The sequence below is a fragment of the Neorhizobium sp. T7_12 genome (genome assembly GCF_002968535.1).
GTDB lineage: Bacteria > Pseudomonadota > Alphaproteobacteria > Rhizobiales > Rhizobiaceae > Neorhizobium > Neorhizobium tomejilense.
Map to the genome: position 1 here is coordinate 38,973 of NZ_PVBK01000007.1, position 21,103 is coordinate 60,075.

At 60.7% G+C, this 21,103-nt stretch carries 24 protein-coding genes and 1 tRNA gene; 8 read left to right on the forward strand and 17 right to left on the reverse strand.

Features of this window, described 5'->3' with window-relative positions:
* Positions 1-79: 79 nt before the first annotated feature.
* Positions 80-790 carry a hypothetical protein gene (locus C5J26_RS16930; protein WP_105402828.1) on the forward strand — a complete coding sequence of 237 codons (711 nt, stop codon included), beginning with the start codon at positions 80-82 and terminating at the stop codon, positions 788-790.
* On the opposite strand, the gene C5J26_RS16935 is transcribed toward C5J26_RS16930, so the two are convergent.
* Positions 787-2,121 carry a glutamine synthetase family protein gene (locus tag C5J26_RS16935; RefSeq protein ID WP_105402829.1) on the reverse strand — a complete coding sequence of 445 codons (1,335 nt, stop codon included), beginning with the start codon at positions 2,119-2,121 and terminating at the stop codon, positions 787-789. The two genes, C5J26_RS16930 and C5J26_RS16935, sit on opposite strands and share 4 nt — an antisense overlap.
* A gap of 84 nt (positions 2,122-2,205) precedes the next feature.
* Here C5J26_RS16935 and C5J26_RS16940 point away from each other — a divergent pair, with 84 nt between their 5' ends.
* Positions 2,206-3,573: an aspartate aminotransferase family protein gene (locus C5J26_RS16940; RefSeq protein ID WP_105402830.1), complete on the forward strand. Its 1,368-nt coding sequence runs from the start codon at positions 2,206-2,208 to the stop codon at positions 3,571-3,573.
* A gap of 165 nt (positions 3,574-3,738) precedes the next feature.
* On the opposite strand, the gene C5J26_RS16945 is transcribed toward C5J26_RS16940, so the two are convergent.
* The gene (locus C5J26_RS16945) at positions 3,739-5,238 is read right to left on the reverse strand and encodes a glycosyltransferase family 39 protein (protein ID WP_172745880.1); all 1,500 of its coding nucleotides are present in this window, start codon (positions 5,236-5,238) and stop codon (positions 3,739-3,741) included.
* A complete protein-coding gene (locus tag C5J26_RS16950) occupies positions 5,222-6,241 on the reverse strand; it encodes a glycosyltransferase family 2 protein (RefSeq protein WP_105402832.1) in 1,020 nt (339 codons plus the stop codon). The genes C5J26_RS16945 and C5J26_RS16950 overlap by 17 nt, the downstream gene beginning before the upstream one ends.
* Positions 6,242-6,323: 82 nt before the next feature.
* Between C5J26_RS16950 and C5J26_RS16955 the strand changes: the two genes are divergently transcribed.
* On the forward strand, positions 6,324-7,286 hold the full coding sequence (locus tag C5J26_RS16955) for a lysylphosphatidylglycerol synthase transmembrane domain-containing protein (RefSeq protein ID WP_105402833.1): 963 nt from the start codon (positions 6,324-6,326) through the stop codon (positions 7,284-7,286).
* On the opposite strand, the gene C5J26_RS16960 is transcribed toward C5J26_RS16955, so the two are convergent.
* From C5J26_RS16960 to C5J26_RS17005, 11 genes are all read right to left on the reverse strand, one after another.
* Positions 7,287-7,676, reverse strand: a complete 390-nt coding sequence (locus tag C5J26_RS16960) for a PIN domain nuclease (RefSeq protein ID WP_105402834.1) — start codon at positions 7,674-7,676, stop codon at positions 7,287-7,289. It lies immediately after the preceding gene.
* A complete protein-coding gene (locus C5J26_RS16965; RefSeq protein ID WP_105402835.1) occupies positions 7,673-7,903 on the reverse strand; it encodes a type II toxin-antitoxin system VapB family antitoxin in 231 nt (76 codons plus the stop codon). The genes C5J26_RS16960 and C5J26_RS16965 overlap by 4 nt, the downstream gene beginning before the upstream one ends.
* Positions 7,904-7,962: 59 nt before the next feature.
* The gene (amn, locus tag C5J26_RS16970; RefSeq protein WP_105402836.1) at positions 7,963-9,465 is read right to left on the reverse strand and encodes an AMP nucleosidase; all 1,503 of its coding nucleotides are present in this window, start codon (positions 9,463-9,465) and stop codon (positions 7,963-7,965) included.
* 76 nt (positions 9,466-9,541) lie between these two features.
* Entirely contained in the window at positions 9,542-9,712 is a 171-nt protein-coding gene (locus tag C5J26_RS32745; RefSeq protein WP_156376348.1) for a hypothetical protein, read from the reverse strand.
* 299 nt (positions 9,713-10,011) lie between these two features.
* Entirely contained in the window at positions 10,012-10,308 is a 297-nt protein-coding gene (locus tag C5J26_RS16975) for a hypothetical protein (RefSeq protein WP_105402837.1), read from the reverse strand.
* A gap of 451 nt (positions 10,309-10,759) precedes the next feature.
* Positions 10,760-11,014 (reverse strand): hypothetical protein, encoded by a 255-nt coding sequence (locus C5J26_RS16980; protein WP_105402838.1) that lies wholly within the window; start codon positions 11,012-11,014, stop codon positions 10,760-10,762.
* An 86-nt stretch (positions 11,015-11,100) separates the two neighbouring features.
* A complete protein-coding gene (locus tag C5J26_RS16985; protein WP_105402839.1) occupies positions 11,101-11,367 on the reverse strand; it encodes a hypothetical protein in 267 nt (88 codons plus the stop codon).
* 86 nt (positions 11,368-11,453) lie between these two features.
* A complete protein-coding gene (locus C5J26_RS16990; protein ID WP_105402840.1) occupies positions 11,454-11,669 on the reverse strand; it encodes a hypothetical protein in 216 nt (71 codons plus the stop codon).
* Between the two features lie 86 nt (positions 11,670-11,755).
* The gene (locus C5J26_RS16995; RefSeq protein ID WP_105402841.1) at positions 11,756-12,025 is read right to left on the reverse strand and encodes a hypothetical protein; all 270 of its coding nucleotides are present in this window, start codon (positions 12,023-12,025) and stop codon (positions 11,756-11,758) included.
* 86 nt (positions 12,026-12,111) lie between these two features.
* Entirely contained in the window at positions 12,112-12,330 is a 219-nt protein-coding gene (locus C5J26_RS17000; protein WP_105402842.1) for a hypothetical protein, read from the reverse strand.
* A gap of 573 nt (positions 12,331-12,903) precedes the next feature.
* Positions 12,904-13,242, reverse strand: a complete 339-nt coding sequence (locus tag C5J26_RS17005) for a DUF2147 domain-containing protein (protein ID WP_046629900.1) — start codon at positions 13,240-13,242, stop codon at positions 12,904-12,906.
* A gap of 538 nt (positions 13,243-13,780) precedes the next feature.
* On the opposite strand from C5J26_RS17005, the gene C5J26_RS17010 reads away from it, so the two are divergent.
* Entirely contained in the window at positions 13,781-14,047 is a 267-nt protein-coding gene (locus C5J26_RS17010; protein WP_046637522.1) for a sel1 repeat family protein, read from the forward strand.
* 187 nt (positions 14,048-14,234) lie between these two features.
* On the opposite strand, the gene C5J26_RS17015 is transcribed toward C5J26_RS17010, so the two are convergent.
* From C5J26_RS17015 to C5J26_RS17025, 3 genes are all read right to left on the reverse strand, one after another.
* Positions 14,235-15,344 (reverse strand): pyridoxal phosphate-dependent aminotransferase, encoded by a 1,110-nt coding sequence (locus tag C5J26_RS17015; protein WP_105402843.1) that lies wholly within the window; start codon positions 15,342-15,344, stop codon positions 14,235-14,237.
* Positions 15,345-15,421: 77 nt separating this feature from the next.
* Positions 15,422-16,285: a LysR family transcriptional regulator gene (locus C5J26_RS17020; RefSeq protein ID WP_105403002.1), complete on the reverse strand. Its 864-nt coding sequence runs from the start codon at positions 16,283-16,285 to the stop codon at positions 15,422-15,424.
* A gap of 341 nt (positions 16,286-16,626) precedes the next feature.
* Positions 16,627-16,980: a PilZ domain-containing protein gene (locus C5J26_RS17025; RefSeq protein ID WP_080951253.1), complete on the reverse strand. Its 354-nt coding sequence runs from the start codon at positions 16,978-16,980 to the stop codon at positions 16,627-16,629.
* A gap of 282 nt (positions 16,981-17,262) precedes the next feature.
* Here C5J26_RS17025 and C5J26_RS17030 point away from each other — a divergent pair, with 282 nt between their 5' ends.
* The 4 genes from C5J26_RS17030 to C5J26_RS17045 all read left to right on the forward strand — a co-directional run bounded on the left by C5J26_RS17030 (position 17,263) and on the right by C5J26_RS17045 (position 21,019).
* On the forward strand, positions 17,263-18,492 hold the full coding sequence (locus tag C5J26_RS17030; RefSeq protein WP_105402844.1) for an NAD(P)/FAD-dependent oxidoreductase: 1,230 nt from the start codon (positions 17,263-17,265) through the stop codon (positions 18,490-18,492).
* An 11-nt stretch (positions 18,493-18,503) separates the two neighbouring features.
* Complete coding sequence (locus C5J26_RS17035; protein ID WP_105402845.1) at positions 18,504-19,304, forward strand: aldolase/citrate lyase family protein; 801 nt, start codon at positions 18,504-18,506, stop codon at positions 19,302-19,304.
* Positions 19,305-19,430: 126 nt separating this feature from the next.
* Positions 19,431-19,520: transfer RNA gene (locus C5J26_RS17040), tRNA-Ser, on the forward strand.
* Positions 19,521-19,939: 419 nt separating this feature from the next.
* Positions 19,940-21,019 carry a porin gene (locus C5J26_RS17045; RefSeq protein WP_105402846.1) on the forward strand — a complete coding sequence of 360 codons (1,080 nt, stop codon included), beginning with the start codon at positions 19,940-19,942 and terminating at the stop codon, positions 21,017-21,019.
* The last annotated feature ends 84 nt before the right edge of the window (positions 21,020-21,103 follow it).

A 21,103-nucleotide genomic window follows, 5' to 3' on the forward strand; every position in this document is an offset into this window, starting at 1 on the left:
TTGGTTGGTCTGGCCATGAAGCGCCCGACAAATCGCGGCAATACCCATCAAGGGTGGTGCGTCGCGGGCGAGGGCCGGCATGACTTCCATCTCCGCTGTTCAACCTGCGGCTCTGCTGATCCTTCAGCAGGCGAGCGCCCAGCCTGCCGAAACTGACGAAGACAAGGAAAAGAAAGCCGATCTCGTCAAGGTGGCAAACGGTATTACCGGAGAGCCCGCTGAAGAGACGCTGAAGGCCGCCTTTGCGATCAGCGTCGCATTCATGGAACTGGACGCCAAGGGTGAACTGGCCGCCGAGGCGATGGAATTTATCGACTCGGATCAATTCAAGGTCACCGACCTGACCGTCAAGCAGACGCTGAAGCAGGTGATCTCCGAAAGGGGATGGGAATTCATGCAGCTGGTGAAACAGCAGCAGGAGGCCCATGACGGTGCTATTTCGCGCGAAAACCTCTTCGCAATCGTGCTTCCCCAGATGATCGTCAAGAACCGCGAGCGTTTCACCGAAGACGAGATCGAGCTTTCGGTGAAGTTCGAGGACAAGAGCGGCATCATCGTCTTCATTCCCGACAGCGAGGGGAACAGCACCTATAGCGACCTCATGAACGCGATGAAGGAGGAAGAGATCAACGCTGCCACGACCGGCGACGAGACGGCTTTACGTGAACTCGGCATGGAACTCGGTTCATACGCCACCGCCTGGAGTGATGCATTCGGCTTCAAGCCAGGCGATGTATTTATGTTTGTTGACGTGAAGGATATTCTCTACGCAGCATGGATGAAGCCCTAAATCCGCGTCAGGTAGGTCTGATAGTCGAAATCCGAGACCGTGCGCAGGTAGGTGATCGCCTCCTTGCGCTTCGTGTCGCCGTAAAGCTTCTGATATCGCGCGCCAAACACGTCGGCGATGAAGGGCGAGGCGGAAAACTCCTCGACCGCCGTCAGGAAGTCGTGCGTCAGCTTGTTTGCACCGATCGGCGGCTCCTTGCCCGGTTCGGTTGCAGGGCCCGGATCGAGCGTTTCGTCCAATCCTAAAAGCATGCCGCCGAGGATGGCGGTGAGCAGCAGGTACGGATTGACGTCGGCGCCGGCGACGCGGTGTTCAATGCGAGCGGCAGGCCCTTGGACATCCGGAATGCGCACCGCAGTCCCTCGATGACCGTAGCCCCAGTCGATATCGACCGGCGCGAACGAACCTGGCTGGAAGCGGCGGTAGGAATTGGCAAACGGCGCGAAGATCAGCTGTGCATCGCGCATCGTCTTCAACATTCCAGCGCAGACAGATTTCAGCCGCAGCGGATCGCCACCCCTGGCATCCAGCACATTGTTGCCGTCCCGGTCGACGATGCTCGCATGCACATGCAGGCCGGAGCCCGCATGCTCCGCATAGGGTTTTGCCATGCAGGTGGATTTGAGACCATGTTTCCTGGCCGCCTGTTCGGCGATGCGCTTCAGGTAGATGCAGTCGTCGGCGGCCGCCAGTGCATCGGCGCGGTGCAGGAGATTGATCTCGAACTGGCCGGGGCCGAATTCCGCGGTCGTCGCATCGGCCGGCAGGTCTTGGAGTTTCGCCCAGGCTCGCACCGTCTGCAGATAGTCGTCGAGCGCATCGAGGGCCCTCATGTCGTAGAGCTGGAAGCCGTTCGGCTCGCCGCGATACATGAGGCTGGCCGGCGGGCGTGGCCTGCCGGTCTCGCGCCAATCGTCCTCGATCACGTAGAATTCGAGCTCGGTCGCCACGACCGGCGTCAGGCCGCGTTCGTCGAAGCGCTTGAGAAGGGCTGCGAGGATGGCGCGGGGATCCATGAAGGAAGGCGTGCCATCGAATTCGTGCATGGTCGAGAGAACCTGCTTCGACCCTTCCGGCGCCCATGGCATCGGCGCAAGGCTACGTCGGTCGGGAAGGCAGATCCCGTCCGGATCACCGACCGATAGCGACAGGCCAGTAATGTCGTCGTTGTCATCGCCCCAGATATCCAGCGACTGGGTGGAGGAGGGCAGGCGCACCGTACCGTCCCAGACCTTCTTTTCAGCCTCGAGCGGAATCTGCTTGCCGCGCAGGTCGCCGTTCATGCCGACGAGCAGGATTTCGATGCGGGGCGGGGCGGTCTCGTCAGCCATGGGAAATGTCTTCTGCGGGGTGTTGCGGAACTCTGTTCGTAGCCGATAAGAATTGACGGCACAATCTAGGGCAGAGAGACAGTCATGACCGATATGCCGCCGCTTTCCAATCTCGCCGCCATCGATGCCGCGCATCACCTGCACCCGTTCTCGGACATGAAGCAGCTGAACGCCAAGGGTGCGCGGGTCATCCAGCGCGCGGAAGGCGTCCATATCTACGATTCGACGGGCAAGAAATATCTCGACGCCTTTGCCGGCCTCTGGTGCGTCAATGTCGGTTACGGCCGCAAGTCGATCGCCGACGCCGCTTATGCCCAGATGCAGGAACTGCCCTATTACAACACCTTCTTCGGCACCACGACGGCGCCGGCGGCATTGCTCGCCCAGAAGATCGCCTGCCATACCGGCGAAAAGCTGAAGCGCGTCTTCTTCACCAATTCCGGCTCGGAGGCGACCGACACCTGGTTCCGCATGGCGCGGGTCTACTGGAAGGCCCTGGGCAAGCCGGAGAAGACCTTGGTCATCGCCCGCAAGAACGCCTATCACGGCTCGACGGTCGCCGGCGCCTCGCTCGGCGGCATGAAGCTGATGCACGAACAGGGCAATCTGCCGATTGAGGGCATCCACCACATCAACCAGCCCTATTGGTATGCCGAGGGCGGCGATCTCTCGCCTGCCGAATTCGGCCTGAAAGTCGCCCGAGAGCTCGAGGCGAAGATCGACGAACTCGGCGAGGATCGGGTCGCTGCCTTCGTCGCCGAGCCGATCCAGGGGGCAGGGGGCGTTATCATTCCACCCGAGACCTACTGGCCGGAGATCGCCCGCATCTGCAAGGCGCGCAACATCCTGCTCGTTTCCGACGAGGTGATCTGCGGCTTCGGCCGCCTGGGTACCTGGTTCGGCCACCAGCATTTTGGCTTCGAGCCGGATCTGGCGCCGATCGCCAAGGGCCTGTCCTCCGGTTATCTGCCGATCGGCGGCGTGCTGGTCAGCGACCGCGTCGCTGACGTGATGGTCGAGGAGTTAGGCGATTTCTACCACGGCTTCACCTATTCCGGTCACCCGGTTGCAGCTGCCGCTGCGCTCGAAAACATCCGCATCATCGAGCAGGAGGGGCTGGTCGAGCGTGTCCGCGACGATATCGGCCCCTATTTTGCCGCTGCCTGGAAAAGCCTGGAGGATCACGCGGTGGTCGGCCAGGCCGAAAGCGTCGGCCTGATCGGCGGCCTGCAGCTTGCGGCCGACAAGGGCACCCGCCGGCGTTATGCAAAGCCCGACGATATCGGCACGCTGGTGCGTAATCACTGTGTTGAGAACGGCCTCATCCTGCGCGCCACCGGCGACCGCATGCTCGCCTCGCCGGCGCTGACCATCAGTCGTTCGGAAGTGGACGAAGTGATCGACAAGTTGCGGGCGGCGCTGGATCATTTGCGGGATAGCATAAGGGACTGAGCGGTCGCCACGAGTCAATCTCCCCCCTTGCGGGGGAGATGCCCCGGCAGGGGAAGAGGGGGATGGTTCAACATACTCTTCGGCAGTCGAGTTCGCGGCGCTACCCCCCTCTGTCACCTCCGGTGACATCTCCCCCGCAAGGGGGGAGAGGGAGCCTGTTGGTCTCTATCTGCCCGGCTCCACCCAGGCATATCCAAACGTGACGCTATCCCGCCCACCTGAGAAGAGATAAGACACGACCTTGGTCGCCGGCGCCAAACCTTCCGCCGCAACCCCGTTCGCCTGCAGATATGGCTTGAGAGCACCGAGCATTTCCCCGCCTCCCTGCCAGACGATCAGCCCCGGCCGGTTTCTCTCCGCCTCGCCGAGCGGCGGCGTCTGCCCGAAACTTTGCAGCAGCACGCGGGCCTGCGGCAGTTCCAGTCGGGCGCTTCCGGCAAGATAGGGGTCGTCGGTGATCACATAGGCCGGCTTGGCACCGGCATGCTCCGCCACCACCTGTTCGATGAACGGCCCGGACGGCAGGTTTTCCTTGGTATAATCGCCGAACATCGGGCCGATGAAATTGCCAACCGCGATATAGACGACGAAGCCGAGCGCCAGCCCCGCCACCGGAAACAGCAGCCGCGGAATGCTGCGGCTGGTGTCCGCTTTGGCGGCCTCGAGCTTCAGGCAGAGATAGAGGGGTAGCAGTACCAGGAACGGTGACAGCCATTTCTCGCTGATGCTGGTGGCGCCGAAACCGAGCCCGATCAGTCCGACAGCAATCAGGCAGATGACGAGCGTCCGGCCAATCACCCGCGTCCATTGGTTCGTCGCTCGCCAGGCATCGATGAGCGGCCGCCGGAAGGCGATCAGGAAAAAGGCGAGCACCGGCAGCCCGCCGGCCAATACCGCCGCCAGAAGCGTGCCGATACCGGACAGCCGGTCGAGAATGGGGTTGCCCGACGCGTCCGCGCGCATCGCCTTGATCGTCCCGGCCGTCGCTTCGCCCAGGTTTCCGAGCACCCAAAGCCCGTGCGGCAGGCACATCACCGCTGTGACGGCAAGTGCCGGGATCAGTCGCCAGTCGAGAATGCGCTTGCGCAGCTCCGGTTCCGGCAGGATGGCGAGGATCGCCGCGACGGGCACGATGACGAAATTATACTTGGCGATCAGCCCGAACCCGACTGCGATGCCGGTGAGCAGATAGGTCCAGAGGGTCGGCCGCGTCAGCGTCTTGAGGAAACCGTAGAAGAACAGCGCGACGGCAAACAGCGTGGCGATCGCATGCGTCAGGTCCCGCTGCGCCATGACGCTGACCGCCGGCATGGCGATCACGCCGATCATGGCGATGGCAACGAGCCGCTGATCTTTCAGCAACACCCGCGCCGCAAGCCCATAGACCGCACAGGTGAGGAACAGCAGCAGGTTCTTGACCAGCGCGACCGCAAGGACCGACGGGCCGATCAGGTGGACGGCCCCGTATTGCAGCCAGTTGTAGAACGGCGGCTGACGGCCGTAGCCCATCAGCAGGAACTGCGACTGGTAGAGCTGTTCCGCCTCGTCGCTTTCGAGCGCCTCCGAGCGCAGCACCCTGAGGATGATCGCGAGCACATAATATGCCGCGATCAGCCGGAGGATGAGGTCGGGACGGCGGGCAAGCGCGTCACTGATGCGCCGCATCGCCCTCATAGACTTCCCTGACGATGTAGCTGAGCGAGTTGTCATCGCGGTAATAGGTGCGGGCGATCATTTCCGCGATAATGCCGGTGGTGATCATCTGTACCGCCGACAGGAACAGCATGACGCCGATGAGGAACAGCGGCCGTGTGCCGATGTCGTTGCCCATGATGAACTTGTCGATGAACAGGTAGAAGAGGATGATCGCCGACAGCGCCCCCAGCCCGAGGCCGAGCGAGCCGAAGAAATGCCCGGGCCGCGCCTTGAAACGCATGAAGAACATCACCGACAGCAGATCGAGAATCACTCGGAAGGTGCGGGAAATCCCGTATTTGGAAACGCCGTGCTGGCGCGCATGGTGGGTCACCGGCATTTCGCCGATCCGCGAGCTCGGCACTACGCCTGCGACCCAGGCCGGAATGAAGCGGTGCATCTCGCCCATCAGCTTGACCTGCTTGATCACCGATCCGCGATAGATTTTCAGCGAGCAGCCGTAATCATGCAGCCGCACGCCGGTGATGCGGCCGATCAGCCGGTTGGCGATGAAGGAGGGCACCTTGCGCAGCAGCAGCCCGTCCTGGCGATTCTTGCGCCAGCCGACCAGCAGGTCCAGCTCGCGCCGCTCCAGCTCGGCTACCATGCCGGGAATATCCTTCGGGTCGTTCTGCAGGTCGCCGTCGAGCGTGGCGATCAGCCGGCCGTTCGCCTGGTTGATGCCGGCCTGCATGGCGGCGGTCTGGCCGAAATTGCGCTGCAGCGCGACGATCTTCAGGTCGAGGCCGGGACGGTTCAGCGCTTCGCGGGCATTGGCGATCGTCGCGTCCGTGCTGCCGTCGTCGACGAGGATGAGTTCCCAGTTCGCCGCGTAGCCGGCCATCGCCGCGCAGATCCGTTCGATCAGCGGGCGCACGCTTTCTTCTTCGTTGAAGAGGGGCACGACGAGGGACAGTTCGATCGGCTCGGCCGTCTCGATGCGGCTGGTCACCGACTCTGCTGTTGTACGCACCTTGCGTTTCTCCTAAACCACGGGCTTGAAGGCCCTCTGATAATGGCCGAAACCCGAAATTTCACATGGGGCACCCTACTATATGAAGAATTCTCCGGTTGCCAGCCGCCGGGCGTGGATAATTCGCCACGCGATGACGCTCGCAACAGTGGCGATCATTCTCGTCTACGCCGCCTTCATTCAATGGGCCTGGGGCTGGCAGAGCGTCGTGTCGCTGTGGAGCAGCGCCGGCTGGGGTTCGGCGGCGGTAGCGCTGGCGCTGCTGCTTGGCACCTACGTTCTGCGCACCTGGCGTATCTACGACTACTTTCCCGTCGAGACCGGCGGCCGGTTCGGCACGCTGCTGAGGCTGGTCCAGGTCCATAACCTCTTGAACATCATGCTACCCTTCCGCACAGGCGAAGCCAGTTTTCCGCTGCTGATGAAGCGCGAGTTTGGCCTGGGCGTTGCGCGCAGCACCGCGGCGCTATTGGTCATGCGGCTCTTCGATCTGCATGCGCTGCTCGCCGCCGCCGGCACGGGGCTGGCGCTGCAGACAGGAAAGCTCTGGACCTGGGCGCTCTGGTTCGCCTTCCTCATCCTGCCGGCTATCGCCTTCGCGCTGCGCGGCCCGACCTTCCGGCTTGCAGCCAAGGTCCTGCCGGACAAGGCGAAAAAACTGCTCGACGAGGTCGAAGCCGGCATGCCGCTCGATGCAAAAGCCTTTGCCCGTGCCTGGGGTGCGACACTGATCAACTGGTTCACCAAGATCGCCGTCCTCGCCTGGGTCCTCGGCCTGCTTGGCGGGCTGTCCATCGCCGCAAGCTTCGGCGGTGCGCTCGGCGGCGAACTTTCTTCGGTGCTCCCCATGCATGCACCGGCCGGCGTCGGCACCTATCCCGCCGGCATCACCGCCGGCGCCATCGCCTTCGGCGCCGGCACGGCCGGACTGCCCCTGGCGGAACTCGGCCAGGCGGCGGTCAACACGCATCTGCTGGTGATCGTTTCGTCGCTGGTAGGAACGGCGCTGTCCTTGCTGGCGGCGAGGCCGGCAAAGATCGAGTGATCAGGCGATCTGCAGGCCGAGATGTTCGACCATCGGCAGGTAGTCCTTGTCCCTATGCAACAGGCGGTGGCCGCGTTCGATGCAATAGGTGCCGATAATCATATCTATCGTCTTCCGCACGGTGACGCCTCGATCCCGAAGAAGTCGGTAATTGGCCGCCGCCTTTACTGCGAGCGAGGGCGACAGCATTTGTGCGGCGGGAAAGTCGCGGAAGTTTTGTTCGATCCAACGGGCTTGATGGTAATCGCGAGCGCCCTGGAGCACTTCGAGCATGATGATATCGCCGACAAGAACAGTGCCTTGGGCTATGAAGGAGCGCAGCCTACCCGCGACGTCGACATCGTCTTTTCGGAACAACGAGATCCAGACCGAGCTGTCGGCGACGATCATTCGCGGCCCTCTAAGCCCCAATCGGCAAAGCGAATGGAGTCTTTGCGCATGTCATCGAGATCGCCATCCCAACCGATGCCTTCGAGATTGTCGACCGCGCGCATCTGCCTGCGGATCCGAACGAGATCCTTCAATGCCTGCTCCACCGTCGCCTTCTTCGTCGGCAGGCCGGTCAGTTCCATTGCTTCGGTGATCAGTTCATCATCGAGTTCGATATTGGTGCGCATAGCCACCTCGTGTGTATGAATTCCGAAAATCATACACCAAGGTGGTTGGCCTCACAACATCACTGAAACGCCGTCTCATAAAAGCTTCTCAGCTTGCGCGAATGCAGTGTCTCGGTCGGCATGGCCGCGAGTTTCTGCACGGCGCGGATGCCGATCTGCAGGTGCTGGCTGACCTGGGTACGGTAGAAGGCGGTCGCCATGCCGGGCAGTTTCAGTTCGCCATGCAGCGGCCGGTCGGAGACGCAGAGCAGCGTCCCGTAGGGCACCCGGAAGCGGAACCCGTTGGCGGCGATCGTCGCCGATTCCATGTCCAGGGCGATTGCCCTCGACTGGGAGAGGCGCTTCACCGGTCCGCGCTGGTCGCGCAGTTCCCAGTTGCGGTTGTCGATGGTCGCGACCGTGCCGGTGCGCATGATCCGCTTGAGCTCGAAGCCCTGGTAGCCGGTGACCTCTTCGACGGCGCTTTCGAGCGCCTGCTGCACTTCGGCAAGCGCCGGGATCGGAATCCATACAGGCAGGTCGTCGTCGAGCACGTGGTCCTCGCGCACATAGGCATGGGCCAGCACATAGTCGCCGAGGCGCTGGCTGTTGCGCAGGCCGGCGCAATGGCCGACCATCAGCCAGGCATGCGGTCGCAGCACGGCGATATGGTCGGTGATCGTCTTGGCGTTCGAAGGTCCGACGCCGATATTGACGAGCGTGATGCCCGCATGACCCTTTTTCTTCAGGTGATAGGCGGGCATCTGCGGCAGGCGGACGACCGGGTCGGTTTCCGGCTTGTCGCTGCCTGCAAGCGTGACGACATTGCCGGGCTCGACGAAGGCCGTATAGCCGTCGCCGCCCCGCGCCATCATCTCGCGCGCCCAGGTGGCGAATTCGTCGATGTAGAACTGGTAGTTCGTGAACAGTACGAAGTTCTGGAAGTGATCGGCGCTGGTCGCCGTATAGTGGCTGAGCCGGGCCAGCGAATAGTCGATGCGCTGGGCGGTGAACGGCGCAAGCGGCGCCGGCTCTCCGGGCACCTGGTCATATTCGCCGTTGGCGATCAGGTCGTCGGTGTTGTTGAGATCCGGCGTGTCGAAGAGGTCGCGCAAAGAGATGTCGGCCAGCGAACTGGTCGCCGATGCTTCCACATGCGCGCCTTCGCTGAAGGCGAAATGCAGCGGGATCGGTGTCGTCGATTCCGAGATCGTCACCGGAACGCTGTGGTTGCGCATCAGGAGGCCGAGCTGCTCTTTCAGGTAATGCCGGAACAGCTTCGGGCGGGTGATCGTCGTCGTATAGACGCCGGGCGACGAGACATGGCCGTAGGAGAGGCGCGAGTCGGCGTGGCCGAAGGAGGTCGTTTCGATGCTGACCTGCGGATAGCAGGCACGGTAGCGGCCGGTCACGGCCGCACCATCGGCAAGCGCCCCGAACGCATCGATCAGGAATTTCGTATTGCGTTCGTAAAGTTCGGTCAGCGCATCGACCGCCTCGACCGGATTGTCGAAGGCGCGGGGCTCTACCGGGCTGGGGCTGATGAAGGAAAGCGGGGTCAAGGAAAAGATTCGTGTGTTCATGCGCTATTATAGAGAGAACTCAATAACAATCAAACGACGTTGAAAGGCTCCCGCCGATTGAACACCTGAACTTTTTTCAAAGCGCGGCGACGCAGTTCGGCGTGGCGGGATGATAACAGGGCACCCCGGTGCCAAGATGCACGCGCAGATCGTTGCGCGCCGGAACGGCGACGAGTGCGGCAAAGGCGAATGCGAAAATGGTCATGATCAGCGTTACGATTGTCAGGCGGCGTGCAAGGATGGTCATGGTTCTCTCCCCAAAGCCAATGACGGCAGAATAAAGGCGCGGGGCTGAATGCGTCCTGAGAGAGGGTTTCATCTAGCGTTCAGAATGGTTAACGCCGAAAGGGGGCGGAATGCGCGACGAATCGTCTATGACCTCCGTCGCTGGTTTCATCCTCGGCGAGGAGTCGGCACACCTCGCAGAGCACCGCGTTCATGAAAAAGCCGGCCACGAGGGCCGGCTTCGAAATTGGTCTGTCGGTGGAGAGGTCATCCCGTGCATTGGTGCGACCTGCGCGGGATGCGGTATCTTGAAGCAACTGCTTAGTTATGCGGACGCAACGTACCGTCGTAGTAGTCGCCTTCGTCCTGTCCACCATCGAGATCGGCATTGCCGCTCGCGTTGTTGTTGTACATGTAGCCGGTGCTCGGATAGATGCTGCCGGTCGACATGGTGTCCACGCCTTGACCGCGATCCTGGCCGCGATCCTGCTGGAGGGTCGGCGGCGATTGCGGCAGGCCGTTCGGGTCAGGATAGACGGCATCCTGCGCCATGGCTGCACCAGTAAAACCTGCTGAAATGATAAGAGCGGCAATACCGGAAGTCAGATAGGTTCTCATTGTCCTGTCCTTTCCATCTGTTCTTATGGTGCGGAGCGAGAGGTTCATCGCTCCGTCCGAGGTACAAATCCCTGGAAGGGAGGATCGTTCCAATAGAAATGGAGCGGAGCCGCCAACTAGCGGTTTTTTTTGAACGGCAAAAAGCCTGTAATATTGCGGGAAACCGGCGGCGCGGTGCCAAATGCAGGAAATCTCACGAAGAAGAGCATCAACGTGATTGATTCGTGGAAAAGCTTCACTTAATCTTGAACTCGATGGCTGGTTTCAGAGTCCGGCCATCACGCACCGGAAAGACGATTGCGACCCGTCTTTCCAATCGGTGTCTTGAATGAACTGCGAATACCAGCCGCTCGCGCGGCTGGTATTTCATTTTTTTCGTATGTTTGCTGTCTGTTTGATCCCGCACCGGGCAGGGCTCTGTGCGGCTATCGATGGTGAACGAACTTCAGGGTTAGTTCGGGCGGTTGACGCCGCTGTAGTAGTCGCCGCTGTCCAGGTCGGAAGCACGGTTATCGCGGCCACCGCCATTGTTGAACGGAAGCTTGCCGTCCTGGCGATCGATGCTGCCGGTGTTCAGGCGATCGATGGTTGTGGCAGGTCCGGTCTTCTGGGTGCCCTGGTAGTAGTCGCCTTCAGCAAGTGCTGCACCGGCGAACGAAACCGAAGCGATCAGCGCTGCGGCGAGGGCGGAAGTCATCTTTGTCATTGTCTTATGCCTTTCAGAGTTGCCCGCGGCAGTGAGTTTGCGACCCGGCCTGCGGACATATGTGCGATATCTTGAATAGGAGGCGGTTAGTTCGGACGAACTGCGCCTTGGTAGTAGTCGCCACGGTCCAGGATGACGGTGCCGTCGAACGACTGGTTCGACTGGTCGGAACCCTTGGCGCGAGCGATCGAACCGGTGTAGCCGAAGCTGTCGACGCGGGCGCCATGGACGGACTGAGCCTGCTGGGTGGGCTGTGCACCTTCGTAATAGTCGCCTTCATCGGCGAGAGCGGCGGTGGCGAAGGAAGCCGAAGCGATGAAGGCTGCGGCGATAGCGGAAGTGATCTTGGTCATGGTGGTAGTCCCTTCAGAGTTACCCGCGGCTTTGAGTTTGCGACCTGGCCTGCGGAGATTGTTTCGGTATCTTGAATGAGCTGCGATTAGCTCGGGCGGTTTGCGCCGTCGAAATAGTCGCCGCTGTTGACGTCGGCCTTCTGGGCATCAACCTTCTGGCCGATGCTGCCGGTCTGAACGTGGTCGACGGTAGCGGAAGCCTTGGAGGCGCCTTCGTAGTAGTCGCCTTCAGCGAGGGCGACGGAAGCGAACGAAGCCGAAGCAATAAGGGCTGCGGCGATAGCGGAAGTGATCTTGGTCATGGTGGTAGTCCCTTCAGAGTTACCCGCGGCTTTCAGTTTGCGACCTGGCCTGCGGAGATTGTTTTGGTGTCTTGAATGAGCTGCAGTTAGTTCGGACGAACTGCGCCTTCGTAGTAGTCGCCACGGTTCAGGATGACTGTGCCGTCGAACGACTGGTTCGAACCCTGGGCGTTGGAGACCGAGCCCGTGTAGCCGTAGCTGGCCGAACCCTGGGCCTTCTGATGTGTTGCCGGGTGCTGCTGGCCGGCCGACGGCGGAGTAGCGCCTTCGTAGTAGTTGCCTTCAGCTAGAGCGGCGGTAGCGAACGAAGCCGAAGCGATAAGGGCTGCGGCGATAGCGGAAGTGATCTTAGTCATGGTGGTAGTCCCTTCAGAGTGTTCCGCGGCTTTTAGTTTGCGACCTGGCCTGCGGAGATTGTTTCGGTATTTTGAATGAGCTGCGGTTAGTTCGGGCGGTTTGCGCCGTCGTAGTAGTCGCCGCGACCGATCGGAGCCGGGATCTGGTTCTGTTGATCCTGAGCAATGCTGCCGGTCTGAACGTGGTCGACGGTGGCGGAAGCCTTGGAGGCGCCTTCGTAATAGTCGCCTTCAGCGAGGGCGACGGAAGCGAACGAGGCCGAAGCGATGAGGGCTGCGGCGAATGCGGAAGTGAGCTTGGTCATTGTCTTTATCCTTAGGTTATGTTCGGTTCGGTCTTGGGTCCGAACCAGAGTGAATTTCTGTTTGCGATGCTGATATCGGACCGATCGGTTCGATCCGGAAGCCCCCCATTTCGGCGACTGCTGTCAACGAAACGTTGACAGCGAAAACTGCTTGGAAAAAATGCACGTAAAACGTGCTTATCGTGGTTATTTCTCGGAAAAAGCCACGAATAAATCGATTAAGTTACGATTTGGTAAGATAATTAATAAGTGAAATCAGTGTGATATATGGTTCGAAAAAGAATTGCACCGACTGCGTGTAATTTTCGGGAAATCATGTCATTTTCGAGGCTTTTATGTGGCGTAAATAGTGTTCAATAGGTATTCAAGCTTTTCACAAAACTGTGACATTGAAATTTCGCGAATTTTTACGCCCCAAATCGATGCCGTTCGCGTGATCAAATTGCCTTTTCTTGATGCGGCGCAGCAAAATATTCAGGCACCTCTTGACGGTTGGAAACCAAAAATGGCCGTGCCGTTGCCGGCGCGGCCATTTCTGCACTTCTTATATGGGACGATATTCGGGCGATCGGCTTAGAGGCGGGTCCACGTCTGCGACTTGCAAAGGATGGCGAGGACGCAGCCCTTCATCTTAAGCGAATTGCCGTTGACCGAGCCGGACCCGCTATAGGTCTTGTCCTCCGCGGGATCGGTGATCTCGCCGCTATATTCACCGTCCTTGCCGGAGAGCTTGCCGATCTGCTTGCCCGAATGTTTGCCGGTCTTCAGCGTCACGCAATAGGCGGTGCCGCATTTGCCGATCACCGCGGTCTCGCCGCTGGCGGTCTTCCAATTGCCTTCGATCGGCTCTGCGGCCCGGGCTCCGGTCGCGGCAAGTGCCAGCACGGCAACAAGCATCAGTCTGCGCATCATGATTGTTCTCCTCCTTCGCTTCCGCCGCTGAGCTCTTCGAGAGCAGACAGACGGCGCGGTTTCCTCCAGTTCGCACCCCTCTGGACGAACTCGTGCCGAAATTTATCTTACGCACACGTAAAGGTAAATATGAGTTTGGGCCCGATATGGCAGAATTTCAGCGCTCGGGAAGGCCGGGGCTTTCCACAGCCCTGGAGACAGGTTCACCGAACCGAACCGTATTCGTAGTTAGCGATCGGTTTAAATCGTTTTCTAAACTTTTCGTAAAAATCTCCGCAAATTCCTTAAAATGCAAGGCATCCCATGTTTAACAAAAACTCAAATTTACGAAGCGTTTGAACTTTGTTTTCGTTGAATTAATCATGCTTTTTAGGCGTCTTTTGGAAGGTTGGGCGCATAGTGAAGTCATCAAACGAGCGGAAAAAATCGCCGGCCGGAAGGATCGAAACAGCCGCTTGAAGACGGTGATCCGGATGGAGCCCGAAAGGGCAAAAACAGGGCAGACGACGAACAACAGGCTTTAACAGGGATCAAACCGATGGCACGCTTTGAAATGAACAATTCCGGAATGGCCACCATGGGTGGCGAAACCCGCGCTGACACTTTCTGCGAAATGGGCCTGATGTATGCGACCGGTCGTGGTTGCGACGTCGATCTGATCTCCGCACACAAATGGCTCAACATTGCCGCGATCAAAGGCTCCGATCGCGCCGCCGAATTGCGCGCCGACCTCGCTCAGACGATGAGCAAGATGCAACTGGCCGCAGCACTCCGCGCCGCTCGCGAATGGATGACCATGCACTGAGCGCCTTCAGGAGCGCCGTGGTCAACGAATTGACCGGCCCCGCAAGAGGGCCGGCGGGAGAACAATCCAAAAGACAGCACCCATGAGGGATTGGGAGACAGGGCGGTCGGTCTAGACGGGGACGATCGCCGGAAATTGAGACCGCGACCGGCAGGAACAAGGCCGGCGCGGTCGTTTTTCGTATAACCTATAGGCCCTTCAGCACCTTCGGCAGAGCTTCTTCGAACAGTGCCATGTCCGATTCCGGGCCCGTGCTGACGCGGATGCAGCGGTTGAGCTGCGCAACACCCGGCATGCGGATGAAAACTCCGTGCTCCATCAGCCCATCGACGATCGAGCGTGCATAGGCGCCGTCGCGGCCGCAATCGATCGCCACGAAATTGGTGGCGGACGCCAGCGGCTTCAGTCCGTTGGTTTCAGCGATTGCCGCGATCCGGTCCCGCGAGGCCTTGATCTGCCCGATCACCTGGGAGAGGTAGGCCTGGTCTTTCAGCGCCGCGAGTGCCGAGGCGATACCGATCCGGTTCATGCCGAAATGATTGCGGATCTTGTCGAAGGCCTCAGCAGTGCCGGGCGTCGAGATCGCATAACCCACCCGCGAGCCGGCCATGCCGTAGGCCTTTGAGAAGGTCCGGGTGCGGATGATGTTCGGCCGGTCGATCAGGGCGGCGATATCGGGCGTCGCGCCGGCCGGGCCTGTCTCGCAATAGGCTTCGTCGAGAATCATCAGGCAGGTTTCCGGCAGCGCCTTGGCAAAAGCGACGATGCTGTCGGCATCCCACCAGCTTCCCATCGGATTGTCGGGATTGGCGAAATAGACCAGCGGCGCGTTTTCACGGCGAACGGCTTCCAACAGCCCGTCGAGGTTTTCGCGGTCGTCGACGTAAGGCACCGTCACCAGCCGGCCGCCATGGCCGGCCACGTGGAAGTTGAACGTCGGATAGGCGCCGAACGAGGTGACGACCGGCATGCCCGGCTCGATCACCATCCGCACGATTAGCCCGAGCAGGCTGTCTATGCCTTCGCCGACGGCAATGTTGTTGATCTGACAGCGCAGATGCGCGGCGAGCGCCTGCTTCAGTTCGAAATTTTCCGGATCCGCATATTTCCAGGTGCTTGTCGCCGCAGCACTGATCGCCTCGATGACGGAAGGCGCAGGGCCGAAGCCGTTTTCATTGGCGCCGATGCGAGCCTTCACCATGAGGCCGCGATTGCGCTCGATGGCCTCGGGCCCGACGAAGGGGACGGTGGCGGGAAGGGCGCTGATCAGCGGCGTAAAGCGCGAGAATGCGGGCATGGACTTCAGTTCCGGTTCTTTTAAAACCGGCACACAATAGGATCGATTCACCGGCATGCAAGTCTGCTTGGGCTCGATTAGGCTTGATCGCCGCTAAATCTTTTCGCCTCCCGTTTGAAAAGCGCGCCGAGCCTTTCGATGACCTGACGTACCTCCGGCCGGTGCCGGTCGTCGTCATTGGCGACGATCCACATTGTATAGGTGAGCTCTGCGATGATGCCGCCCTCGCGCACCAGGCCGGGAACGGAATCGCCGATGAAGCACGGCAGCACGCCGCGCCCGTTGCCGCGGGCGATCAGTCTCGGCAGGATATCCGGGGAATTGGTCCAGGTCCGAATATCGGCCTCGTGATTCTGGAACACCCATTTATCGGCCGGGGAATGGGAGTTGTCGGTGCCGAGCGAAACCCAGGGCATGGTCTCGTCTTCGGCAAGGCTCTTCGCCCTATATATAGAGTGTGCGACGACGACCGATCGGCGGATCGCCACATTGCCCGATTCCGGCCTCCGGGCGACGATCCCGATATCCGCCTCGCGATAGGTGAAATCGACGCCCTTGTGCAAAGACTTGCAGCAGAGCCGGAACCGGTCCTCTCTGCCCCTGATCTCCGGCGTGTGCTCGCCGATGTAACCGGAAAGCCAGGCATCGGCGCCGATCGAGACGATCGGCATGGCAAAGGCCTGCGCGTTCCAGTCGGCAATGCTGTCAGCGGTCCTTTGCATGGCGCGGACGTGTTCGAGCAGCGTTTCTCCATCCGGCGCCAGCCGATAGCCCTGCTGGCTGCGCACGAACAGGGTCCGGCCGGTTGCCCGCTCGAGCGCCAGCATCCGCCGACCGATCGTCGGGGCACTGAGGCCCGTGCGGGCGGCGGCGCCGCTCAAGCCCCCTTCGCTCGCCACATGCAGGAACAGTTTGAGATCGTCCCAGCCCGCGTCCGTCATATCAGGCACCATATCGTTTCACCGGTGATCTTCCCATCGTTCATGGATGAAAAGCAGCTTTCGCCGGCGCGTCTACAAGCCGAGCGGCAAATCACTAGCTCGATGGCATCGCATCATAGATGGAGTGACCGCCATGCTTCTCAACTGGGTGAGACTTTGGGAACAGCTGAACAAGGGAAAGGACAGGTGCTGCCTGAACGGGCTTCGGCATCCGATGGCCGATCCCCTCGAGGGTGCCGAATGGGCTGGGCTGCTGTGGGTCGTGCCGTTTCTGTCGCGGCTGGCGAGCGGCGGCCATAAGCGGGAGGAAAAGGTCCCCCGACCGCGGGACTATCTGCCCGTCAATGACTCGTCTCGAAGCTCAGCCGGATCACGTGATGCAGAAACTCGGCGTCGATCAGCATGTTGAAGCCGACGGTGACCTTCTCTTCTTCGCGGCGGATCACCGTGCATCCGATGTCGTCATGGATGCCGAGGATTTCGAGGAAGAAGTTGTTCGGCATCGGCAGGGTCGGGCCGACCTCGATTTCCGCACCGTAGAGCGAGATGCTGCGGATCAGGCAGCGGAAGCTGGTTTTGGTGCTGAGATGATGGCCGACAAGGATGACCTTGCCGGGGCGGTCGATCGTGAACTTCTCGAAGGCCCGGTCGCGCGGGCCGTCTTTTCTGGTGTCCTGGTCCATAGTCAAGGGCATCACACCCTCCCGTTTTCATTCCTACTCTGTGACTATATTCCTCCTCCGCTGACACATTCTGAAACGGAATGATAAAATGCGACGGATCGGCGGGGATATTGGAGACAAATCCCGGTTTTAACGCTGTAGAGGCGGTTTTTCCTTTCCGTGTGGGACAGCTGCGAACTCATTGCGCATAATCGGCCATGTCGCGTTGTTGACGGACCAGTGTCGCGGGGATACCCCTTGCGATCGGATTGGTGGTGCTATCAACGAAACCATGATCGGTGTGGGGAGCGAGACGTGACGGGCAGGTTGGTGATAATTGGTGCGGGCCAGGCGGGTTTCGCGCTCGCTGCAAAACTCCGGGCCCTGAAGGATGCGCGGCCGATTACGATCATCGGTTCGGAAAACGTGATCCCCTACCAGCGCCCGCCGCTTTCCAAGAAATATCTGCTCGGCGAAATGGAGTTCGAGCGGCTGACCTTCCGGCCCGAAACCTGGTTTGCCGAAAACGATGTCGAGCTTCTGCTCTCGACCTATGTCGAGGAGATCGACCGCAAGGCAAAGTCCGTCCGTATGCAGGACGGTGCCGTGCTTGAATACGACACCCTGGCGCTCGCCACCGGCTCGACGCCGCGCACGCTGCCGGCAAGTGTCGGCGGCGATCTCGACGGCGTCTTCACCGTACGCGACAAGCGCGATGCCGACCTGCTCGCCGGCGAGATGAAGCCGGGCCGCCGGCTCCTTATTATAGGCGGCGGTTATATCGGCCTCGAAGCGGCCGCCGTCGCCCGTCATCTCGGCCTCGAAGTGACGTTGATCGAAATGGCCGACCGCATCCTCCAGCGCGTCGCTGCAAAAGAGACCGCCGACGTGATGCGCGCCATTCACGACAGCCACGGCGTGATCATCCGCGAAAGGACCGGCCTGCATCGCCTGGTAGGTGGAGGCGGCCCGGAAGGGAAACACGTGCGCGCCGCTGAACTCTCCGACGGGAGCACCCTCGAGGTCGATTTCGTCATCGTCGGCATCGGCGTCAAGCCGAACGACGAACTGGCGCAGGAATGTGGCCTCGACGTTGGCAACGGCGTGATCGTCGACGAGTTCGCCCGCACCTCGGATCCGTCCATCTTCGCCATGGGCGACTGCGCCATGCTGCCCTGGAAGGGCGAGCGCATCCGTCTCGAATCGGTACAGAACGCCGTCGACCAGGCGGAAGCCGCCGCGGCGATCCTTGCCGGCGGCTCGGCGCCCTATGACGCAAAGCCCTGGTTCTGGTCCGACCAGTACGATGTGAAGCTGCAGATCGCCGGCTTCAACATGGGATATGACGAGACGCTGGTGCGCAAGGGCGCCCGCGAGGGAAGCCTGTCGATCTGGTATTTCCGCGAGGGCCGCTTCATCGCCGTCGACGCGATCAACGATGCCAAGGCCTATGTGAGCGGCAAGAAGCTGCTCGACAGCGGCATCGAACCGAGCCGCGCCATCCTCGCCGATCCGGCCGCCGACCTGAAACAGCTCCTCTCCTGAAGGGAAACGCCATGCCGTCTCCGAAGAATCACTTCAAGGCGGCGCTGAAGGCCCGCCAGCCGCAGATCGGCCTTTGGCTGAACATGGGAGAGGCGCTGACAGCCGAGATCGCCGGCCATGCCGGTTTCGACTGGCTGGTGATCGACGGCGAGCACGGCCCCAACGACCTGCGCAGCATTCTGGCGCAATTGCAGGCGCTTGCCACCTCGCCTTCGGAGGTAGTCGTGCGGCCGCCGGTCGGCGAGACCTGGGTCATCAAGCAGATGCTCGACATCGGTGCCCGCACGCTGCTGGTGCCGATGGTCGATTCGGCCGAACAGGCGAGGGAACTCGTCCGGGCCGTGCGTTATCCGCCACGCGGGGTGCGCGGCGTCGGCGCCGCCGTCGCCCGCGCCTCCGGCTTCAACTCCATTCCCGACTATGCCGAGACGGCCGCCGACGAAATCTGCCTGATCGTCCAGGCCGAAACCATGGCCTCGATCCGCGACCTGGAGAACATCGCCGCGGTGGACGGTGTCGACGGCGTCTTCATCGGCCCGGCCGATCTTTCGGCCGACATGGGTTATCTCGGCCGAATGGAGGCTCCGGAGGTCCAGGAGGTGATCGAGAAGGCGATCAGCACGATCGTGAAATCCGGCAAGGCGGCCGGCATCCTGACGTTCAGCGAAACCCTGAACCGCCATTATCTAGATCTCGGCGCGAGCTTCGTGGCCGTCGGCGCCGATGTCACCGAATTTTCCGGCGCACTGCGATCGCTGGCCGGCCGTTACGGCCGTGGCGGTGGCGTCGGCAAGCAGCGTTCGGGCTACTGAGAATCACTGAAGCTGCGGGAATGGAATCACTTGTTGCGATTCGCGTGTCGTGACTGGTGGGAATCGCATGACATTTCCATAAAAGACCTTGCCATCGATATCGTTTCCCAATAATCAGGCCCGACCGGAGAGGTGGCCGAGTGGTCGAAGGCGCTCCCCTGCTAAGGGAGTATACCCGAGAGGGTATCGTGGGTTCGAATCCCATCTTCTCCGCCATTCCAGGCTCGAAACGCCGGCCCAATCCTCAAATCCAATCCCGCTCTGATCGACCTTTGCGCATTGCTCGCAGGACCGCGCAGTCGCGCCCCCGTGGTGGGCGAGGTGATTCCCCTCCGGAGCTTTCCCGAGGCGCTAAGTGGCTGCCAGATAAGCCCTTTCTTAACAAAGCGTAAAATACCACCTAAGGCGGCCCCCGGCTTTGTGTCCTTTCGGCAACAGACTTATGGGAAGCGGGTACCGGAAGGGCGCCCGATTGAAGTTCCAGATTGCATGACCTCCCCCGTCTTGTATTTTCAAATCCAGAAGCGAGGCGGTGGATCGTCCTTCTTCTAGCAATCGACGGGGATGGGGCAGGGAACGCTGTCCTTCAGCAAAAAGAACCCAGACCCATACGAAACTTTGACTGGAGGTCAAAAATGAACATCAAGAGCCTTCTTCTCGGCTCCGCTGCTGCCCTCGCAGCAGTCTCCGGCGCTCAGGCAGCTGACGCCATCGTAGCTGCTGAACCGGAGCCCATGGAATACGTTCGCGTTTGCGACGCTTTCGGCACTGGCTACTTCTACATCCCGGGCACCGAAACCTGCCTCAAGATCGGCGGTTATGTCCGTTTCGAGACCAGCTTGGGCGAATCTACAACCAGCAATACTGTTCGCGCTAACGGCGTTTACGCCCCAGGCGCGGTTCGTGACGGCGACAAGTGGGACTCTTTTGTCCGCGCGCAGCTCGACGTAACTGCCAAGAGCGACACCGAACTTGGCACTCTGACGAGTGTTGCTTCGTTGCGCTTTGAATATGGCGCTGACACGATTTACTCGTCGAACGCCAATACCGTCTACATCAACGAAGCCTACATCCAGCTCGGTGGTTTCAAGGTCGGTCGCTACTACAACCCTTGGGATAAGGGCATCAACGGCGAAAGCGACTGGAACTCGGGCTTCGGCACGACCCGCATGAACTCGGTCGGCTACTTCTACACGGGTAGCGCCTTCACCGCCGGTGTTCAGGTTGACGAACTGTCCCGCGCCATCGGTGCTGGCGGCCAGAACGTTGGTCTCGAAGGTATCGTAAGCACCAAGTTCGGCTCGGTGGCTTTCGACCTTCTCGGCGCATATGACTTCGAAGCCGAAGCAGGCGCAATCCGCGCACTCGTATCGGCTCCGGTCGGCCCGGGAACGCTGCAGGGTCTTGTCGTTTGGTCGAGCGGTCTCGGCGAAGACGTGACTCAGGCTTACTATGACCGTGGTGAATGGGCGCTCGCAGCATCTTATGCTGTCAAGCTTTCGGACAAGTTGACCCTGACTCCGGGCGGCACCTATATCTGGAACGCCGAACCTGATCTGGACGGTGACTGGGGTGGCGACAGTGCTTGGCGCGCTGGTCTGACCCTGGACTACACCATCGTTCCTGGTTTTGTTGCCAAGGTAACTGCAAACTACAACGAAACTCCCGCCGACAAGTTCTGGGATGGCTTCGTTCGTCTCGATCGCACGTTCTAATCATAATGGAACTCCCCCGGTTCGCCGGGGGAGTTCTTTCATAAAAAGACGGCCTTAAGGCCGCTGCGTGGGGAGATACGACCG

What these genes read in the sequence shown, in the direction of transcription:
- C5J26_RS16930 (WP_105402828.1), top strand. Translation starts at nt 80, where the DNA reads ATGACTTCCATCTCCGCTGTTCAACCTGCGGCTCTGCTGATCCTTCAG.
- C5J26_RS16935 (WP_105402829.1), bottom strand. Translation starts at nt 2,121, where the DNA reads ATGGCTGACGAGACCGCCCCGCCCCGCATCGAAATCCTGCTCGTCGGC.
- C5J26_RS16940 (WP_105402830.1), top strand. Translation starts at nt 2,206, where the DNA reads ATGACCGATATGCCGCCGCTTTCCAATCTCGCCGCCATCGATGCCGCG.
- C5J26_RS16945 (WP_172745880.1), bottom strand. Translation starts at nt 5,238, where the DNA reads ATGCGGCGCATCAGTGACGCGCTTGCCCGCCGTCCCGACCTCATCCTC.
- C5J26_RS16955 (WP_105402833.1), top strand. Translation starts at nt 6,324, where the DNA reads ATGAAGAATTCTCCGGTTGCCAGCCGCCGGGCGTGGATAATTCGCCAC.
- C5J26_RS16960 (WP_105402834.1), bottom strand. Translation starts at nt 7,676, where the DNA reads ATGATCGTCGCCGACAGCTCGGTCTGGATCTCGTTGTTCCGAAAAGAC.
- C5J26_RS16965 (WP_105402835.1), bottom strand. Translation starts at nt 7,903, where the DNA reads ATGCGCACCAATATCGAACTCGATGATGAACTGATCACCGAAGCAATG.
- amn (WP_105402836.1), bottom strand. Translation starts at nt 9,465, where the DNA reads ATGAACACACGAATCTTTTCCTTGACCCCGCTTTCCTTCATCAGCCCC.
- C5J26_RS32745 (WP_156376348.1), bottom strand. Translation starts at nt 9,712, where the DNA reads ATGACCATCCTTGCACGCCGCCTGACAATCGTAACGCTGATCATGACC.
- C5J26_RS16975 (WP_105402837.1), bottom strand. Translation starts at nt 10,308, where the DNA reads ATGAGAACCTATCTGACTTCCGGTATTGCCGCTCTTATCATTTCAGCA.
- C5J26_RS16980 (WP_105402838.1), bottom strand. Translation starts at nt 11,014, where the DNA reads ATGACAAAGATGACTTCCGCCCTCGCCGCAGCGCTGATCGCTTCGGTT.
- C5J26_RS16985 (WP_105402839.1), bottom strand. Translation starts at nt 11,367, where the DNA reads ATGACCAAGATCACTTCCGCTATCGCCGCAGCCTTCATCGCTTCGGCT.
- C5J26_RS16990 (WP_105402840.1), bottom strand. Translation starts at nt 11,669, where the DNA reads ATGACCAAGATCACTTCCGCTATCGCCGCAGCCCTTATTGCTTCGGCT.
- C5J26_RS16995 (WP_105402841.1), bottom strand. Translation starts at nt 12,025, where the DNA reads ATGACTAAGATCACTTCCGCTATCGCCGCAGCCCTTATCGCTTCGGCT.
- C5J26_RS17000 (WP_105402842.1), bottom strand. Translation starts at nt 12,330, where the DNA reads ATGACCAAGCTCACTTCCGCATTCGCCGCAGCCCTCATCGCTTCGGCC.
- C5J26_RS17005 (WP_046629900.1), bottom strand. Translation starts at nt 13,242, where the DNA reads ATGATGCGCAGACTGATGCTTGTTGCCGTGCTGGCACTTGCCGCGACC.
- C5J26_RS17010 (WP_046637522.1), top strand. Translation starts at nt 13,781, where the DNA reads ATGGCACGCTTTGAAATGAACAATTCCGGAATGGCCACCATGGGTGGC.
- C5J26_RS17015 (WP_105402843.1), bottom strand. Translation starts at nt 15,344, where the DNA reads ATGCCCGCATTCTCGCGCTTTACGCCGCTGATCAGCGCCCTTCCCGCC.
- C5J26_RS17020 (WP_105403002.1), bottom strand. Translation starts at nt 16,285, where the DNA reads ATGACGGACGCGGGCTGGGACGATCTCAAACTGTTCCTGCATGTGGCG.
- C5J26_RS17025 (WP_080951253.1), bottom strand. Translation starts at nt 16,980, where the DNA reads ATGCCCTTGACTATGGACCAGGACACCAGAAAAGACGGCCCGCGCGAC.
- C5J26_RS17035 (WP_105402845.1), top strand. Translation starts at nt 18,504, where the DNA reads ATGCCGTCTCCGAAGAATCACTTCAAGGCGGCGCTGAAGGCCCGCCAG.
- C5J26_RS17045 (WP_105402846.1), top strand. Translation starts at nt 19,940, where the DNA reads ATGAACATCAAGAGCCTTCTTCTCGGCTCCGCTGCTGCCCTCGCAGCA.